Here is a 17,452-nt window from a genome sequence, read left to right as displayed (position 1 = left end):
ACCCCATTGCCGCACGCAGAGCGACGGGCTGCGTAGGGACGTAAACGACTCCGTAGGAGCCCGGCATGCCGTACGAAGGAGCTGGTGCGCCCGGAACCGGAAAGTTCGGTGCCTGAAAGTTCGGTGCTGCGGCGTTAGGCTGAGGCGCCGGACCAGTATCCGAAGGGTTGGGAGCGTTGTTTAACATCGTTGTTCTTTCTTGTATGTGCCCCACGCTAATGCGTGAGCCGGTGATTGTTTATGCGGAGGAGGAACGGGAGGTGTTGTGCATCCCGATTGGTTATGTTTAGCGCGCACCCATGCGTCGCAAGTCTCCACGCATATGGATGTACCGCCCAACCTGCGGCTGGCAGAGAAGAACGATAATCACGATGCGGCTGATGAAATCAAAGGCGAGCTTCGCGTACAAGACTTCAAGAGTCATAAACGGGCCAAAGAACAATACCCTAAGCATTTGTGAATCGTATTCGTTGTCAAAGAAAACGTGAGCGCAGAGAGCTACATACACAATATCCAGGATCATGCGTAGCGCGCCCTCGATAATAACCACCACTCGCGCCCACTCATAACCCTCAGTGAGGTACCAGGCAGAGACTACTCCAAGAACAATAGGGAGAATCATCGTAAGCCCCATAGTCATGCCTGCAAACATATAAGCACCCGTGAATTCTAGACCTACAAGAGGCTGTAGGGGGTATGTGGACACATACACCACCAAGAATAGGGATACCGCCCAGATGGCGATGGGGCGCGGCGGAAGATTGATAGCGCGCTGGGCACCCGGCACACCATGCACGGGGCGGACACTTGCAGGAACCGGGAGCTGAGGTGCCGCAAAGTTCAGTGCTGCGGTATTAGGCTGAGCTACCTGCGGTGCCAGCGTGCCCGCGGGGGCGCCGGAAGTATTGTTAAACATCGTCGTTCTTTCTCTCTTATGCTCGCACTACGGTGCGTCAGTCGGTGATTGTTGTACTCGTTTAGGTAGATTTGCTTGATACATACCTAAAAGAGTTGTTTGATGTAGTTAGCTGAGAGAATAATACTTTTTCAGTATAGGGTAAGCTCTTCGAGCCCAGTAGAGTTTTTATACGAAGCCTGGAACCTTTTAGGTAACTCAAAGGGTTTTACCAGCTAGAAGATTGCGATATTTAACGCGAAAGGGTGGGGATACCGTCTGGTATCCCCACCCTTTCATGCTCTGAGCCTTTTGGTGATAGTGGCGCCGTTTGAGGCAAACATCCTAGTTGAGGCGGTTCCCGCCCTCATTGGAGTTCGGGTCAGGTGCTAGCGGATTCTGACCGGTCACCTGGCTATGCGGTGTGTTGCCGGCAGTCGTGTACGCCCACGCAGAGGGACGGGTCAGCAACACAATGTTCCGGATGTAGAGGATAGTAATGACAACACCAACCGCGGTACTCAAGAGAAGAGAAATCGCCAGGTCCATAGAGTCGTAGGACTGCAAATATTCCATCAGCCAGGTGAGATATCTGGAATCCATGAAGAAATCTTGCGCAAACCAATACATACGGCTCAAGACCTCGTAGGAGCTACACACGAGGATAAGTATGTGCGCCCATCTGTGCCCTTCCCAGGTCTTCCAGAAGAGGAAAATCTGAATAAAAATGAAGATGAGGGGGAAGCCCAGCGTGAAGAGAAGAGACAGCGCCCCCAAGCTGGAGGTTAGGTTCTTAAGGAGTATGAACGTTTGAATATTCCTGAAAAGCAACAGAATAATGATGACGGTCATGCACCGCTTAGCGCTGCGCAGGGCCTTCGGGCGTACCCGCCCCGCATGCTCGGAGGCGGTAGGGGCACTGTAGCCGACAGTCGCCTCCCGGTAGCCGGTGATGGCGTGCTCGGAGGCGCTGGTTTCGGAGGCGGTGTTACTCTCTGCCGTGCTGTTTTTAGCCTCGTCGGAGGGCAGCAGCACACTGTATTCGGGAACCGTGTACTCCGGGTCATTCAGCGGCTGCCTCGGGATACGTTCTGACATCGTCGTTCCTTTCTCCCCTGGCACTTTCTCTTCTGGCACCCACCCCGCGCTACAGTGCCACGGAGCGGGTGTTAAAGAGTCTTACCCTAAGGATATAAGGAGGCGCGCCGCACCCTAGGAAGGCGGTACCCTTTCTCAGCGTATTCAGAGGTATCCGAGTAACCACGTGCACCATTCCGAGGGCTAGCCCCGGAACTCCTGACGTTGGTGTTCCTTTCTAGGTGCCCCATCCCGCGCTACGGTGCGGGGGTCGAGGGGTGTTTCCCCCTGATGAGGTACGTTCGTCATCCTCATCGTCAGCGAAAATCTCTCGAAGTTCTGCCGGGACCTGACCGGCAGCCTGTCTCGTCTCAGACAGCATCTGCTGGCGTTCTAGCGCACGTGCCCCGCTAACGATTTGTGTGTACATCCTAATAGGAGCACGATTCAGCAGCACAATCATCAGGAGGTAAAGAACGAGAGTAAAAACGCCGCTCGCGATACGCACCAGGCTGGACGCCGCAGCCGCTCTAGAGCTTAACCCCGAGAAATTATCCGCAAGAATAAGCACACCGCTAGCAGCCGCGAGAGCGCAGTAGATGATGGTAAGAATGCGCGCCCACTCGCGGCCATCCCAGATCTTCCAGAGAACAAAAATCGGGATGGCAGAGATGATGAGGGTAACCACCAAGGCAGAGAAGAGAACACTCACCACCATCTCAAAATCGATATACGACCGGCTTAGAATCGGCAGAAAGTTACTCAAGGGTCCCAGCACGATAATGGCGGCAGCGCACCACATGACGCTACGCATAGCCTGCGGGCGCTTCGGAATTACCTGCTCGGAGGCGACAGGCGCGGTGTAGCCGGTAATGGTTTGCTCGGGGGTGCTGGCGTGCTCGGGGGCGCTGCCGCCGGGTGCGTTGCCCTCCGCCGCGCTGTTATCTGCGGCGTTACCGGAGACAACGTTATTGGGGGCGCTGTCGCCCTCTGCTGTGCTGTTTTTAGCCTCGTCGGAGGGCAGCAGCACGCTGTATTCGGGAACCGTGTACTCCGGATCGTTTAGCGGTTGTTTTGGGGTGCGTTCTGACATCTTTGTTCCTTTCTTCTCTTCGCGCCCCGCCCCGCACGCTATAGCGCAGGGTGGGTGCAGAAGGGTTTCCCCATGAGGAGGGGCTTCCCGCCCTAGTTGAGGCGGTAGCCTTCCTCGGTGTACACGGAAGTATCCTTGTAGCCGCGCTGTTCGTTGCGGGAGTTCTTCCGCGCATCCGTGCGGCGGGTTGTCTTGTATTGCTGTGCGGCCGCTTCTTCAGCCCGTCGGTTAGCTTCCTTCTCTTCCCGACGTGTCTGCTCTTCGTCCAGGCGAGCGCCCATTTCTGCATCCTGATGGAGAACGACCCAGCCATCACCGGCGTTTATCTGTTCGCGTGCCTTCAACCGCTCGAACCTCGCAGTGGCCACATACGACCTGGTGGAACGACTAAGGAGCAACACAACTATCAGCAGGTAGAAAGCCGTGAGAAAAGCTCCCATAATGTCACTCACCACAATGGAAACTACGTAGTCTCGGGGTCTTGAAGTCAGTGATTCATCTGCCAGCCTGGAGAAATAATCAGCCGAGATGAAAGATTGCAAACTCAGGGCCCCAACAAAAACTGCAAAAGCGCTACCGAAGAGGGTGAGGAAGTACGCCCATCTACGGCCCTTCAACAGTCGGCGGAGGACGAAAATCGGTATGAGAGAGAAGATGAAGGTAGCGAATATGCCTGAAATGATGATGCCCGGCATCATTTCCATAACGCGATCTGGCACCTCGTTATGGATAGATACATAAATACGTTGGATTGCCGACAGAATAATGATGGCTGTAGCGCACCACATGACGCCGCGTAGCGCCTTCGGCCGCGGCGGGAGCACCACCTCAGGCGCGGCAGGGGCGGTAGAGCCAGGGCTCGTCTGCGATGAGGATTCGTGCGCAGGTTCGGAAGTAGGGTGCACGAGTCATCCTAACTGTGGTTGGGTGAATAGTGGTTGGATAAATAAAGTTATCGGTGAGCCGCAGGACCCGCGGCCAGAACCTCTGAGGCTAAATCAGGTAATCCTCGCTGCGGCGCACACGCCAATCACGGCGCGCCTCCATGTAAGAACGCGACTGACGCGACCACACCAGCGCCAACGCCACAACACACACCAGCATGTACGGGCCAGCCACATACACCGGCGTGTACAGCGGCGAAGCGCTACTGAGCAGCAGCTCAACGTCCTGGCTCGGGGCACCATTCAACGTACCCAGAAGAGCCGCCACCGTCAGCATAATCAGCAAAGAAGCCAACACGCCCAACGCCAACGCCACCGACAGCACCAACGCCGCCCACCGGTAACCACGCAGATACGCCACCGTGCAGAAACCATGCAGGGTCACGTTACCGAACGCGCTGACCATCAGAAAAAGCACCGGGTAGTACGCCTGCGCATCCACCAGCGACTGGGCGCGCCAGGTCGAAAAATGCGACAAATGGGTGGTTGCATAGGAGATGCCGGTGTACGCAATCAGCGCCAGCCAGCCCACAGCAATAGCGAGCAGAACCCAACCCGCCACAGACACGAGAGTGGGGGTGGCGGGCTTCGTAGGATGCGTGGCGTTCGGAGCGGATGGCGGAGAGGACTCGACGGCGGACATAGCTGAATCTTTCGGATATCGGCTGATAGTGTGCGGAAAACGTATGAGCGAGTGTGTGATGTGTGTGTGGCGGCGCGGCGTTCATCTACCGCGCCGACTCAAAAAACTTTAGGCAAAAGTGGACGGGTCAACCGTCGCAGAAATACTGTCGGGTAGCGACGGAGAATCTGCCCGGTTCGCCATCGCAATTCGCAAGTTGTTGAAGCGGTAAATGGTCAGCAACGATAAACCGACCTCACTCAACCAGACCAGGCCCAAGACAACAAGTATCAGCAGGGGGTCTAGGCCCATCGAAACCCCAGCCCAGTCGAGCATCAACAGCAGGAACGTAATCGGTGAAAGCACCAGCCCCATCGCAACAAACCCAATCAGGGAGCAGATAGCCCAAACGCTATACACGGAGGCGTCCGCCGAATCATGCGGAGGGCGCATCAGCGGCCACATCTGGACCACCAGGTAAAGCGCCGCGACAAAGCCAAAGCAAATCGCCAACGGCTGCGTGTACTGAGAAATAATGAGGCCTTCAACCAGGGCCAAAATGCACAAAATAACGGCGCGGACCAGGAGGTTCTTCTTGAGCTTCTGTTTGCGCTCCTTCACCTCATCAGCGGTGTAGGTGCGCAGAAAAGCGGGTAACTGACCCTGCCCCGGGAACGGCGGTAGAGGACCCGTCGGGTGCGTACGCACCACAATCGGCGGGTTCGTACCGTCCTGAATGACGACGGTAGAAGTCGCCGAAATAACCGGATGCGAACCAGTCACCACCGGCGGCACGTTCAGCGGAACGGACACCTCCGGCGTGGCAGGCGTCGCCTGGCGGATAGGCGCCTGATAGCGAGTCTGCACACTGAAATCTTCATCCGGGTGTTCTGCGGATGAAGCGGCATCTGTGTTCAGGTGTGTAGCGCCCATGAGTGACCTCCTGGCAGGTGCGGGTCGTGTTTCTTTCTCTACCGTATCACGCGTACTTTAAGGGAATCCGAGCAGTGGCTGGGCATCACTGAGAGCGTGTCCCGCTGTCGTTCACTGCCTCGTCATCACCCTCTCAGAGGCGTGAATGCACGAAGGAACACCCCACCCGCTGGCGCGAATGAACGCCACTCCTCAAGACCATAGCTTTTACTGTTCAGCGCCTGCTTGCTTCTCCAGCTTGCTCCGGCGCAGACTCCTACGAACCGCCAAACTATAAAACAGCGAGAACAGAACCTCCAACGCGAAGGACACCATAACTGTCAGCAGGCCCACCGTATAGAACATACCCACACGGTCCAGCAGAGTCTGCGGGCCCTGCACCGTCACCAGCGCATAGACAAAGAACGCCGTCATAATGGCCGCCGCGACCCCGGATGCTACATTCGCCAGCAACACCAGCTTCACCGAACGGTTCGTCCGGTAAATCATGGCAAGCCACATATGCATCACCAGGTAGACCAGCGGCACCGCACCAATCGGGAAAAGCGTGACGCGGATGAAGTAATAAACAATGAGCAGCGAGGGCACGACCAGCAGTAGCACACGCACCAGGTACAGGTTCTTAGCCGGCAGCGGGTAATCACTGGTGACATTCCAGAACTCGTCAGCCTGCTGCTTCAGCTCCTCCATCGCCTGCAGCTGCATGAGCTGCGCCTGCGACATATGTTCCCGGGACATATGCTCCCGCGACATACGCTCCTGCGGAATAAGATCCGAGGAACCCTCCACCTGCGCAAGCTCAGCGGCAGAAACCGGTTCGCCCTGCCGCATACGAGCGGAATCAGCCATCTTAGCCCTCAAAAATGCCGCGAGAACGGTCCTTACGCACGCTCTCGGCAGGGAAAATACGACCGCTCATGCTGATGTACACGCCCGGCTCCAGCAGGTTCAGGGCGGCAATAGCGGCACCCAGGTTGAAGCCGGCATCCGAACGAGCCATCACGGCGGGCTGCATCGCACCGGTCAGCACCACAACCTTATCGCCCAGGTCGGCGTGCTCGACCAGGTAGCGGGCAGTCTCCGGCATGGTGTCGGTACCGTGGGTGATGAGCACCTGGTCGTTAGTGACAGCGTTCAGCGCCTCGGTCAGCTCGGCACGATCCTCATCGGTCATGTCCAAGCTGTCCTTGCCAATCAGCGGGCGAATATCAAAACGGATATCGGTAATCACGCGGTCCAGCAGATCCTTAGCGGCAGGCTCACCAATATCCATGGTGCCCGCCACCGAATAGAACTTATCGATCGTGCCGCCAGTGGCGAGAATCGTGATTTCTTCGGGGTTCTTAATGGTGACGCTCACGGGGTTTCCTCATCTTTTCGGGTCAACGTACACGAATCAAAAACTGCCAGGCCAACCCGGCAGGACACGCCCCACCACACGGGATAGGCACGAGGTAAAACCCCGCGCATAAGGGTGAAGACGCAAAAACCCGCCGACCCCCGCAAAGCGGGAGGCGACGGGTCGGCTAGTGCGCCCTGTGGGGCTCGAACCCACGACCTGCGGATTAAAAGTCCGTAGCTCTACCGACTGAGCTAAAGGCGCTCCTATCCACACAAAATTGAAAGTGTGCAGATAGAAATACTATACACTACCGGCCCCCAGCCAATGAACGGTACACTGGAAAATCCTATGTCTACACCCGCAACATCAACCGGCGCCTCCGGGCGCTCACGTCACCGCACCCACCACCGACCTGTCCTCTACTCCGCCGAGAAATTTGAACGCCACGAAGGCGGCATGGACCCCGCCGCACGCGAAGAGGCGGCGCACGCCTCCGCACGCATCCTGCTGATGCGCGGACGCGGCACCGACGAGCAGATGACCGAACGGCTCGTCAGCTTCACCGACGACTACGGTATTGAGATGCTCGCCGAACTCTGGTCGCACGCGAGCGCCCACTCCCTGCCGGGTGCGCTGTGGCGTATGTACTGGCTGCGGGATGTGGTGCATCGTTCGCCGCGCGGGGTGAGCCGCGCTTTTGAGCTGGGCATGGCGGAGGATTACCGTTCGCACGTGGTGGCGGGTGTTCCCGACCCGCCGAGTGCCGATGAGGTGGTCCGCACGATTGATGAGATTCTGGCGGGCCTGTACACCGGCGATATGGATATTGCGATGGAACGTTGCGCGGCGTTTGCGCACGTGGTGGCATTGGGTATTCGCACCGATTATGCGCGCTCTGCCGGGCAGGACGGCGCGGTTCCGGGTAGCCACGAGGTGAAGCGTGAGGCGGTGGAGCGTCGTGCTCGTCTGCCGCGTCAGGCTCAGCAGATGGAGCAGATCGCGCACGATTTGGAGGCGGTCGCCGCCCAGCTACGCGCCGTTGAGGCTGGTCAGCAGGCTAACGGCGCTTCAGAGGCTGATTCTGCACAGGAAAAATCGCAAACCAGCCTCGAAGCATTCTAGTCTTCTGCAACGTTTGAGCGCCTAAAAATGCGGGTTCGTGCCGCGAATTGGCACAGGTTCCACATTGGGTCGCAGAGGCGTGAAAAGCCTGTTTCCAATTGACTCTGTGCCGGGTGCGGGTGGATAATAATTACAAGATGTCGGGTTGCTAATAGGTAGCCCCGGGCTCCAAATCTTTAGCCGCTTCGAGCGGCCTTCCGCCGAGAGGCGCTCCCAACCCGACATCCCTAAACGTTCCGGTGGGGGTCGAAAAATCGACCCCCACCGTTTTTTGTTTAAACCGTTTTGTTTAAACCCTCATGCGGAACCGCGAACAGGTCGGCGCTATAACCTTTGCAGGTCGGGCGCTCGTGAGATACCCGCGGGCTATGTGCACCCGCAGCACCCAATACTGGTTAGACTGGGAACTATGTTGCACCGACTTTTCCCCCACGCCAACGACTCCCTCGCCTCCCTCGCTGAAATTTCAGCGCAGGTCGGTGAGGCGGCGGCATTGCTCTCTGAAATGGTCGGCTCCCCCGTCGCGGAGTACCCCGAACTCTTCGAACGCATGCTCACCCACGAGGCGGACTCTACGAACCTGCTGTTCCGCACCCTCACCGAGGTGCGTAGCTCCTTCTCCCCGCCCATCCCGCGTGAAGACCTGTACACGCTGGCACGCAAGCTCACCAACGCCGTTGAGAAGCTCACCAGCGCCGCGCACGTGCTGTCCCTGCACAGCATTGACGGCTTCGCCACGCACATCACCTCAATCCTGGACATTATTCAGCGTCAGGCGGTGCTGACCGCCGCCGTCATCCCCAAACTTGCCGATATTCGCGGCCTCGACAACTACTGGATGGACATGCTGCGCATCTCTCGCCAGGCGCTACGCACCGCCGAAGAATACGACGCGTACATTGCCGAGCGTTACACCCCCGAACGGTACCGCCGCTACGCCACCTTCCTGGCGCAGCTGACCGCCGCCTCCAACTCTATGCGTGATGTGTCCGCCGAGATCGGCCGCATTATCGTTCAGGAATCCTAATGCTCCTGGGTCTTCTAGCCTGCTGCGCCTTCATTGCCGCGGTCTACGTTACCGGTGTGCACGACGCCTCCAACTCCGTCGCTGTTCCGGTGCGTACCCGCGCCCTTGGCGAGCGCTCCGCCCTGTACCTTGCCGCGCTCTTCAACGTGCTCGGCGTGGTCGGTGCGTTCCTGCTGCTCGGTGAATATTCCGCCTCGTGGGTGAGCGCCCCGGAGGGCATCACCGGCCTGAACGGTATCGTTGCGGCGCTGCTGGTCTGCGCTATTTGGGGTGTGCTCACTTGGTTCCTGAGGCTGCCGTCCTCCTCGACCCACGCGCTGGTGGGTGCCCTCGCCGGTGTGAGCTGGTGGACCCAAACGAGGATTGACAGCGCCGCTGAAGGGTTCGGTTCGCTCGCATTCCTGCCGCATATTTTTGGGGCGACTCTGTTGCCGCTCTTCTACTTGCCGCCGCTCATTTTTCTGCTGTCCTGGCTGATGGTGGTGCCGTTCTACCGGCTGGTGGTCGGCCATAACCCGCGCCTGGTGAATCAGCATGCCCGCGAGGTGCTGGCGGTGTCTGCCTCCGCAATTTCGCTGCTCCACGGCCTGCAGACCGGCTACCTGTACCTGCTGCTGTGGGCGCTGCTGAGCGAACGCATCATGGATCCGGCGCTGATTCAATCCCTCACCTGGGGCGGGATGCTGCTGGGCACCTTCATTATTGCCCTCAGCCTGGGTGCGGGTACGCTGACCGGTGGCCGCCGCATCGGCTACACCTTCGCCTACAAGATGGTGCGCCTGGACCCGTTCCGTGGCGCGGTCGCTCAGGGTACGACCGCGGTGGTGCAGGTGCTCGGCTACTTCCTGCTGCAGGTGCCGTTCTCCTCCTCGCATCTGGCGACGGCATCGGCGCTCGGCGCGGGCGTAAACCAGCGCTTTAATGCGTTGAAGTCCAGGATTGTTCTGCAGATTCTTCTGGTGTGGCTGGTAACCATTCCGGCATGCTTTGTGCTCGGTGTGCTGGCGATGGTGGCGCTACAGTCCATCAGCTAGTTTTTAGAGGCGGTGTATGCCTCTGTGTGCCTGCTGCTGCTGCGTGGACGGGTGGCGGGTTGAGTCTGAACAGTGCACACCTTCATAATGGGTTGAGTTCCTGGGCTGGCACGGGCCCGCTCACCCTCGACTGATTGTGGTTATGTCTTCCCCTACCGTAGCTATTCTGGTCCGCACGAAGGGCCGCCCCCGCTTCTTGAGCCGCGCGCTGGAAAACATTGCGCAGCAGACCTTCACCGACTACACGGTCTGTGTGATTAACGATGGAGGCGACGAGCAGGCAACCCGCGCTGTCATTGAGGCTTCCCCGCTGGGTTCCGGCCGCGTGCAATTGCTGACCACCGCCGGTGACAACATGGAGGCGGCATCCAACGCCGGTTTGGCGGCGACCACCTCCGAGTACGTGGCGATTCACGATGACGACGACCTGTGGGCACCCGAGTTCCTGGAACGCACCGTCGCGGCGCTCGAAGAGAGCGGCGCGCTCATGTGTACCACCCGCGTTGTGGAGCGATACGAACGCAAGAACGCCGAGGGCGAGTTCGAGGTGTACGAGGAGCGTATTTTCCACGACGGGTTGCCCAGCGTCGGTTTGCAGTTCCTATTCCGCACGAACCGAACCGTGCCGATTGGCATTCTCTACCGCCGCAGCCTGCACGAGCTGGTCGGTTTCTACGACGAGTCCCTGCCGGTGGTCGGCGACTGGGAGTTCAACATGCGTGCCGCCTCCGTTGCGGATATTCTGCTAGTGGATGAGCCGCTGGCGTACTGGTCGCTGCGCCCCGACGCGGAGGGTCCCGAGGCGAATAGCGTGAAGCGTCAGGCTGAGCATGCCCGCTTCGATTCGATGGTGCGCGCCCGCGCTATCCGCGAGGATCTGCAGGCGGGTGCCCGACCGGGTGCGTACCTGTACCAGGCGCATTTGGCGGCTGACCTGGAGCGCCGCGTGATTGACGGGCACGATCTGACCCGCGAATCCCTGGACATTCTGCGCTCTATCGAGAGCCGCCTGGAGCGTATCGAGGCTCGTCAGCAGGCTATTGAGAGCCGCCAGCAGAGCATTGAGGAGCGCCTGAGGGTTCTCAAGCACCTGCGCACCCCGGGCCGCGCGCTGCGTTCCTTGGCGAAGCGTTCCCTCAATCAGCGGTCCCTGGTTCGTCGCGGTACTGAGGCTGAGTCGGCAGAGCAGAAGGGCGCGTAGCCATGACAGAGAACAATCATTCTTCTACAGCGCTGCCTTCTGCAACACCGCGCGTGCTCGTCATTGGCGATATCGGCCAGCACACCTACCACGTGGGTGACGAAGCCATGACCATTGCGAGCGCTCAGGCGCTTTCTGAAGGCGGCGCGGCGGTCACCCTCATGACCCGCGATGTGGGGCATTCGGCGCGCTATATCGGCGCGGCAAATCGTGAGGCGGTACATCATGAGGTGGGCGCACCCTACGAGTACCTGCCGTTTTTCCTCTTCCCCTGGGCCCCGGCTGAACGCGAGCTGACCCTCGCGGCGCTTGAGTGCATCCTGGCACAGCTGCACGCCGGCCGGGAGCGCCCCTCCATCACCGAGCTGGTGGCTCTGCCGCAGGTGCAGGCACTACCGGAGGTGCTGCATCCGCTGGAGCAGACCGTTGAGCGGATGGTAGATTTCGCGGACGCTATCGCCACCATGGATGCGGTCGTGGTCTCCGGCGGCGGCAACCTCAACTCCCGCTACGGCTGGCTGCTCTACGAACGCGCCGCCGCGGTGCGTGCCGCCGAGCATGCGGGTGTGCCCGTGTACGTGACCGGTCAGTCCCTGGGCCCGGTGCTGAACCTGCACGATGCGCAGGTTCTGGAGCGCATGCTGCGCACCGCCCGTTCGGTGACGGTGCGTGAACGTTCTTCCCTCGCTTGGTGCCGTGAGCGGGGTATTGACGCGCGCCTGAGCGTGGACGATGCCACCGACTACCTGGCGGCTTCCCCGGCGCGTACCCTGCACTATGCGGAGGGTATTTCCGCAGGTCAGGCACTGGATGAGCTACCCGAACGCTACGTGTGCGTCACCGTCAACGAGTGCACCGAACAGCAGGCGCAGCAGATTGCGTGTCTGCTCGATAGCATGTGGCGCGAGCACGGCTACGCGCCCGTGTTCCTGAGCCATTTTGGCAACCCGCAGAACCCCGAAAGCGGCGATATTCAGGTACACCAGCGCATCGCTGAGCGGCTCAGCCCCTCCACCCCGGCGACCCTGCTGCCGATTCTGCACGCCGACCAGAGCGTTACCGTGCACCGTGCGGCGGCGTTCACGCTGACCAGCCGCTACCACCCGGCGGTGTTCTCCGCCGCGGCGGGTATTCCCGTGCTCGCCCTCGTGCCGGATGCCTTCACGCAGATGCGTGCGGGTGGCGCCCTGAGCCTGTACGGGCTGGGCGAGTTCACCCTGCCGTTGGGTATGCTCGCCGGTGGTGTTCCTGAGCTGATGGTTGCCGCTGCCCTGCGGCATGCTGCGGTGGCATCGGATGCACGCCGCGCCGAGCTGCTGGAGGTGTTGCGCACCGAACGCGCCTACCTGCTGGCACAGATTCTTGCCTCCGGCGCAAAAACTCCCCCTGATGCAAAAACTTACGGTGAGGCAGAAACACGCGGCGAAGTAGAAGCGCCCGTGCCTTTCCCCGCCGTGGAGCAGGTCCCGGCGCTCCCCGAGCCGCTGGGCGCAACCGTCCGTGCCGCTCGAGAACTCTTCACCGAAACCTCCCTCACCGCGGGGTTTGAGTGGGCGATGTCTGACCGGGCGCATTCCTGGGATGCCGAGCACCGCCGGCAGCTCGAACGTGCCCGCGCAATCGGTGGCGGGCACAGCGCGCACGGTATTCACAGTGCGCACGGCCCCGAAGAAACGCGCCCCGTCACCGTTGAGCCTGAGTCATCTTCTGAAGCCGCCGAGATGCACCCCGCCCAGCCGGGTCTGCTGGCGAGGGTGGCGCGCCGCCTGCGCGGCTAGGTTGCGTAACGGGGGCTCGAGTAGCGGCTTTGGTGCTAGGTTTCCTCGAAAACGCAGCTACAGGGCAAGTACAGGGCGCGGGGTCTCTCACACTTCAACCCAACACTCCCCTACCCCCTTGTGCACCGCACACGCGCCGGTATGATGGTGCCCATGGCACGATTCGCAGACATTCTACGCACTACTGAACAGAACACCCGACAGTTCGTCCGTGAGGGCGTTGAACGCGTCCGGGCTGACTTCTTTCAGTCTGTGCAGATTGTTGCGGCGTCTATGGGAGCTTGGCTTTTCGCTGAGCACGTCCTGGGCCACCACGAGCCCATTTTCGCGCCGGTCGCTGCCCTCGTATCCCTGGGATATGTGAGCGGTGCTAAGCATTCCCGCCGAATCCTTGAGGTCTCCTTCGGCGTGACCCTCGGCATTCTCATTGGCGACCTTCTGCTGATTCTGCTCGGTCACGGTACCTGGCAGGCGGCAGTGGTGCTTTTCTTGACCGTGATTATTGCCCGATTTATTGATAAGGGCATTATTTTTACGATTCAGCTCAGCTTCCAGGCCTGTTTCACGTTGCTACTGCCCGTGCCTGATGACGCATTCACCCGCAGTTTCGACGGCATTGTCGGTGGCGCCTTTGCGTTCCTCGCCATGTACCTGATGCCGCGTGACCCGCGTAAGAACCCGCGTGAACGCGCCCAAGCTCTCATGGACGCGTTCGCGAAGGTTTTCCAGCTTTCCTCCGAGGCGATTCGCTACTACGACTACAACAAGGCGTACCAGAGCCTGCTCGATGCCCGCGCTCTGCAACCGCTGTATGATGCGTGCCGAGGCGACCTGATTACCGCGCAGGGTATGAGTGAGCTGTCCTGGAATAGCCGCAAGAGCAAGGGCGAGCTGGCGCGCATGTCGAAGACTCTTGCCGCGGTAGATTTGGCGATTCGTAACGACCGCGTGCTTAACCGCCGCATGGCGTCCACGATTCACCACGTGCAGCTACGTACCGCCGCGCAGATTTCACTCAGTGACGCGCTGACCGAGCTGTCGCTTGCGGCGCAGAGCCTCGGCCTGGGCATGTCTGCCCCGACCGAAAGCGAACGCGAACACTACATGATGGCAGCGCGCAAACGCATGATTAAGCTTGCAGGCACCCTCGAGCCGCGCACGATGGGTGTGGCAACCTTTGAGGGCGAGTCGCTGGTGCTGATGCTCCGCCTGATTGTGGTGGACTTTATGGAGGCGACCGGCATGTCCCACAAGGATGCCGTGGCGGTTCTGGTGCCCCTGGGCGAGGCAGTCACGCAGCATGCGCCGCGCACCTCAGCGATCCCGATCGTTGATACTGACATGGACGACTCGATGGTGGTTGACGACATGACCGATACCGCGGTCAACGCCCACCGCACGAATAAACTGAATACCCGTTCGATCAACATTATGTTGCACGAGAACGAGGAGGAAAGCCGCTCTTAGCGGTGCTTCGCAGAGGGATTCCACAGAAGGTTTAGGGGGCTCCCGGCGGCATTTACGCCAGCCGGGAGCCCCCTCCTCCGCTATCTCTATGCTGTTGATGCGCGGGCGGCTACTTCTGCGGGAAGAGCAGCACGAGCGCCTCACCCAGGGTGGTTACCTCACGCACGGTCACCCCCTCGGGCACGTCCCCCACGCCGGTCGGGGAGGCGGGCACCAGCACGTGCGTGAAGCCCAGGCGGCCCACCTCCGCAATGCGCTGGCGGATGCCCGGCACGGCGCGCACCTCACCCGCCAGGCCGACCTCGCCGAAGACCGCGAGCTTGCGCGGCAGCGGCTTATTCTGTGCCGCCGAGGCAAGCGCCATAACGCACGCCAGGTCGGCGGCAGGCTCAGCAATTTTTGCGCCACCCACCGTGGAGACGTAGCAGTCGAGCTTGCCCACGTTCAGCCCGGCACGGCGCTGTAGCACCGCCAGCAGCATCTGAATACGCGCCGAATCCAGACCCGAGACGGTACGGCGAGGGGCGGGTGCCACCGCCTGATCCAGTAGCGCCTGCACCTCCGCGAGCAGGGGTCGGCGGCCCTCCATCGTGACGGTCACGCAGGTGCCCGCCACCGGGTGCGGGGTACTCGAAACGAACATGCCGGAGGGGTCCAGCACCGGCGCGATACCGTCCTCGTGCATGTCGAAGCAGCCCACCTCGTCGGTGGGTCCGAAGCGGTTCTTAATGGCGCGCAGCATGCGGATATTTGAGTGCTTATCGCCCTCGAACTGGCAGACCACATCTACCAGGTGTTCGAGCAGGCGCGGGCCCGCGATGGTACCTTCTTTGGTCACGTGGCCCACGAGCAGGGTGCACATATTGCGTTCCTTCGCGGCGGCAATCACGGAGGCGGCGACCTCACGCACCTGGGTCACGCCGCCGGCGCTACCCTCAACTTCCGCGGAGGCGAGGGTCTGCACGGAGTCGATGACCAGCAAGGAGGGGTTAACCTGCTCAATATGTGCCAGGGCGGTGCCGAGGTCGGTTTCGCTGGTCAGGTAGAGGGTGTCCGCGATGGCGCGGATGCGGTCGGCGCGGAGCTTGACCTGCGCGGCGGATTCCTCGCCGGTAATGTACAGGACCGAGCGCGGCGGCTGGGTGCTGTGTGCCGGGTTCTGCCCCGCATTTCCGGCGGTGCCGCGCGCGAAGGTGGCGGCAACATCCAGCAGCAGGGTGGATTTGCCCACGCCGGGTTCGCCCGCCATGAGGATGACCGCGCCGGGTACGAGTCCGCCGCCGAGCACGCGATCGAATTCGGGGTTTCCGGTGCTCATGTAGGCGGCTACGCGCGAGTCGACTTCTGCGATGGGCTGGGCGGGTTTCTGCACGCTGGATGCGGCACGGGTGCGCGCGCGGGTGCCCCCGGCGGCTTCTTCGACGGTGCCCCAGGTTTGGCATTCGCCGCAGCGGCCTACCCATTTGGCGGTGGTCCAGCCGCATTCGGTGCAGCGGTAGGCGGGTGCGGTTTTGGTGTTTTTCGTGCGCGCGGTCATGGGTCTATTTTAGGGTCTGGGGCGATATGGTGCGCGGTGTTTGGTCACGGCGAAATGGGGTACCACAGAACACATTTTTACTCTTAAATGCAGATAGTTAACTCTCGTGCACTCCCGTATAAATATCGAGAATATCCGTTCGTTTTTGAGGCACTTTAGCCCGCCGTTCCGCCCCTGACCTGGCTCAATAACCGCCCTTGCGGGTACAATGTTTTTTGTGCAGATGAATTATAGTGACCTATTGCTTAAAACTATCGCCCGAATCGCCCCCGGCACCGAGCTCCGCGAGGGCCTGGAACGCATCATGCGTGGCCGTACGGGCGCACTCATCGTACTCGGATCCGACCGCACCGTATCCTCCCTGTCTTCGGGCGGTTTTAACATCGACACCGAGTTCTCCGCAACCCGCCTGCGCGAGCTGGCGAAGATGGATGGCGCTATCATCTGCGACCGCGACGCCACCCGCCTGTTGCACGCCGGCGTGCAGCTCATGCCGGACGCCTCCATTGACACGAACGAATCCGGCACCCGCCACCGCACCGCCGAACGCACCGCGATTCAGACCGGTTTCCCGGTGATTTCGGTGAGCGCGTCGATGTCCGTGATTTCGGTGTACGTTGACGGCACCCGCTACATGGTTGAAGACAGCCAGTACCTGATGGCCCGCGCAAACCAGGCGATTCAGACCCTTGAAAGCTATAAGAAGCGCCTGCGTTCAGTGCTCTCCAGCCTGTCTGCCCTGGAGATTGAATCGAGCGTCTCCCTGGGCGATGTGGCGATGACCCTACAGCGTATGGAGATGGTGAACCGCATTATCCGCGAGGTCAGCCACTACGTGCTGGAGCTGGGCGTGCACGGCCGCCTGATTGCCCTGCAGCTGGAGGAGCTGCGCGCCCCCGAGATGACCGCTAGCGACCTGATTCTGCGCGATTACCTGCCCGAGGTGAACGACGAACTGATTACCGCCGGTGTTGAGGCGCTTCAGAACCTGGACGATATGGACATCGTGGATTTGCGCACAATTGCCCGCACTGTCGGCTTTGGTGAGAACCCCGACCTGGAGTTTCCCCTGCAGCCGCGCGGTTTCCGTCTGCTCGCCGGTATTCCGAGCATCCCGAACGCTATTTCTGAGCGTCTGGTGGAGCGCTTCGGCAGCCTGCAGGCTCTGATGGCGGCGTCCCTTGAGGACCTGCGCGCCGTGGACGGTGTGGGTGAGGCTCGTGCCCGCACGGTGCGTGAGCAGCTCTCCCGCATGGCGGAGAGCAGCCTGGAGAAGTACCTCTAACAAAAGACCCATACGAGAGCCCTCGCGCCGGAAGAAATATCTGGCACGGGGCTTTTTCTGACCTCACGAGAACCTTTTGCATTATGATGTAGTGA

The 17,452-nt window shown here is 60.5% G+C and carries 16 protein-coding genes and 1 tRNA gene; 7 read left to right on the top strand and 10 right to left on the bottom strand.

The features are described from left to right. Window positions 1–286 precede the first annotated feature (286 nt). The 9 genes from ACP3RB_RS00130 to ACP3RB_RS00090 all read right to left on the bottom strand — a co-directional run bounded on the left by ACP3RB_RS00130 (window position 287) and on the right by ACP3RB_RS00090 (window position 7,167). Window positions 287–916 (bottom strand): hypothetical protein, encoded by a 630-nt coding sequence (locus tag ACP3RB_RS00130; protein WP_426699092.1) that lies wholly within the window; start codon window positions 914–916, stop codon window positions 287–289. A 324-nt stretch (window positions 917–1,240) separates the two neighbouring features. Then, complete coding sequence (locus tag ACP3RB_RS00125; protein WP_315294146.1) at window positions 1,241–1,993, bottom strand: hypothetical protein; 753 nt, start codon at window positions 1,991–1,993, stop codon at window positions 1,241–1,243. Window positions 1,994–2,210: 217 nt separating this feature from the next. Further along, entirely contained in the window at window positions 2,211–3,065 is an 855-nt protein-coding gene (locus ACP3RB_RS00120; RefSeq protein ID WP_314935197.1) for a multidrug ABC transporter permease, read from the bottom strand. Between the two features lie 92 nt (window positions 3,066–3,157). Next, the gene (locus ACP3RB_RS00115) at window positions 3,158–3,970 is read right to left on the bottom strand and encodes a hypothetical protein (RefSeq protein ID WP_426699091.1); all 813 of its coding nucleotides are present in this window, start codon (window positions 3,968–3,970) and stop codon (window positions 3,158–3,160) included. An 88-nt stretch (window positions 3,971–4,058) separates the two neighbouring features. Next, complete coding sequence (locus ACP3RB_RS00110) at window positions 4,059–4,652, bottom strand: multidrug DMT transporter permease (RefSeq protein WP_294629990.1); 594 nt, start codon at window positions 4,650–4,652, stop codon at window positions 4,059–4,061. Between the two features lie 108 nt (window positions 4,653–4,760). After that, window positions 4,761–5,564, bottom strand: coding sequence for an organic solvent tolerance protein OstA (locus ACP3RB_RS00105; RefSeq protein WP_426699090.1), 804 nt, complete (start codon window positions 5,562–5,564; stop codon window positions 4,761–4,763). Window positions 5,565–5,771: 207 nt separating this feature from the next. Next, complete coding sequence (locus tag ACP3RB_RS00100) at window positions 5,772–6,413, bottom strand: amino acid transporter (protein ID WP_426699089.1); 642 nt, start codon at window positions 6,411–6,413, stop codon at window positions 5,772–5,774. A gap of 1 nt (window position 6,414) precedes the next feature. After that, a complete protein-coding gene (locus ACP3RB_RS00095) occupies window positions 6,415–6,924 on the bottom strand; it encodes an asparaginase domain-containing protein (protein WP_070832225.1) in 510 nt (169 codons plus the stop codon). Between the two features lie 170 nt (window positions 6,925–7,094). After that, window positions 7,095–7,167, bottom strand: a tRNA-Lys gene (locus tag ACP3RB_RS00090). An 87-nt stretch (window positions 7,168–7,254) separates the two neighbouring features. On the opposite strand from ACP3RB_RS00090, the gene ACP3RB_RS00085 reads away from it, so the two are divergent. The 6 genes from ACP3RB_RS00085 (at window position 7,255) to ACP3RB_RS00060 (ending at window position 14,535) form a co-directional block, all read left to right on the top strand. Next, window positions 7,255–8,028, top strand: a complete 774-nt coding sequence (locus ACP3RB_RS00085; RefSeq protein ID WP_426699088.1) for a histone acetyltransferase — start codon at window positions 7,255–7,257, stop codon at window positions 8,026–8,028. 409 nt (window positions 8,029–8,437) lie between these two features. After that, the gene (locus tag ACP3RB_RS00080) at window positions 8,438–9,055 is read left to right on the top strand and encodes a phosphate transport regulator (protein ID WP_311473970.1); all 618 of its coding nucleotides are present in this window, start codon (window positions 8,438–8,440) and stop codon (window positions 9,053–9,055) included. After that, complete coding sequence (locus tag ACP3RB_RS00075; RefSeq protein WP_311473969.1) at window positions 9,055–10,089, top strand: inorganic phosphate transporter; 1,035 nt, start codon at window positions 9,055–9,057, stop codon at window positions 10,087–10,089. The genes ACP3RB_RS00080 and ACP3RB_RS00075 overlap by 1 nt, the downstream gene beginning before the upstream one ends. Window positions 10,090–10,231: 142 nt before the next feature. Beyond that, on the top strand, window positions 10,232–11,290 hold the full coding sequence (locus ACP3RB_RS00070; protein WP_426699087.1) for a glycosyltransferase family 2 protein: 1,059 nt from the start codon (window positions 10,232–10,234) through the stop codon (window positions 11,288–11,290). Window positions 11,291–11,292: 2 nt separating this feature from the next. Continuing rightward, on the top strand, window positions 11,293–13,068 hold the full coding sequence (locus ACP3RB_RS00065; protein WP_426699086.1) for a polysaccharide pyruvyl transferase family protein: 1,776 nt from the start codon (window positions 11,293–11,295) through the stop codon (window positions 13,066–13,068). A gap of 141 nt (window positions 13,069–13,209) precedes the next feature. Beyond that, on the top strand, window positions 13,210–14,535 hold the full coding sequence (locus ACP3RB_RS00060) for an FUSC family protein (RefSeq protein WP_426699085.1): 1,326 nt from the start codon (window positions 13,210–13,212) through the stop codon (window positions 14,533–14,535). A gap of 109 nt (window positions 14,536–14,644) precedes the next feature. Here ACP3RB_RS00060 and radA read toward each other — a convergent pair whose 3' ends face one another. Continuing rightward, on the bottom strand, window positions 14,645–16,072 hold the full coding sequence (gene radA, locus ACP3RB_RS00055) for a DNA repair protein RadA (RefSeq protein WP_426699084.1): 1,428 nt from the start codon (window positions 16,070–16,072) through the stop codon (window positions 14,645–14,647). Between the two features lie 208 nt (window positions 16,073–16,280). On the opposite strand from radA, the gene disA reads away from it, so the two are divergent. Then, the gene (gene disA / locus ACP3RB_RS00050; RefSeq protein WP_311649086.1) at window positions 16,281–17,357 is read left to right on the top strand and encodes a DNA integrity scanning diadenylate cyclase DisA; all 1,077 of its coding nucleotides are present in this window, start codon (window positions 16,281–16,283) and stop codon (window positions 17,355–17,357) included. The last annotated feature ends 95 nt before the right edge of the window (window positions 17,358–17,452 follow it).

The sequence above is a fragment of the Rothia mucilaginosa genome, from assembly GCF_049990865.1.
Lineage (GTDB): Bacteria > Actinomycetota > Actinomycetes > Actinomycetales > Micrococcaceae > Rothia > Rothia mucilaginosa_I.
This window is presented reverse-complemented; position numbering and strand designations above follow the sequence as displayed.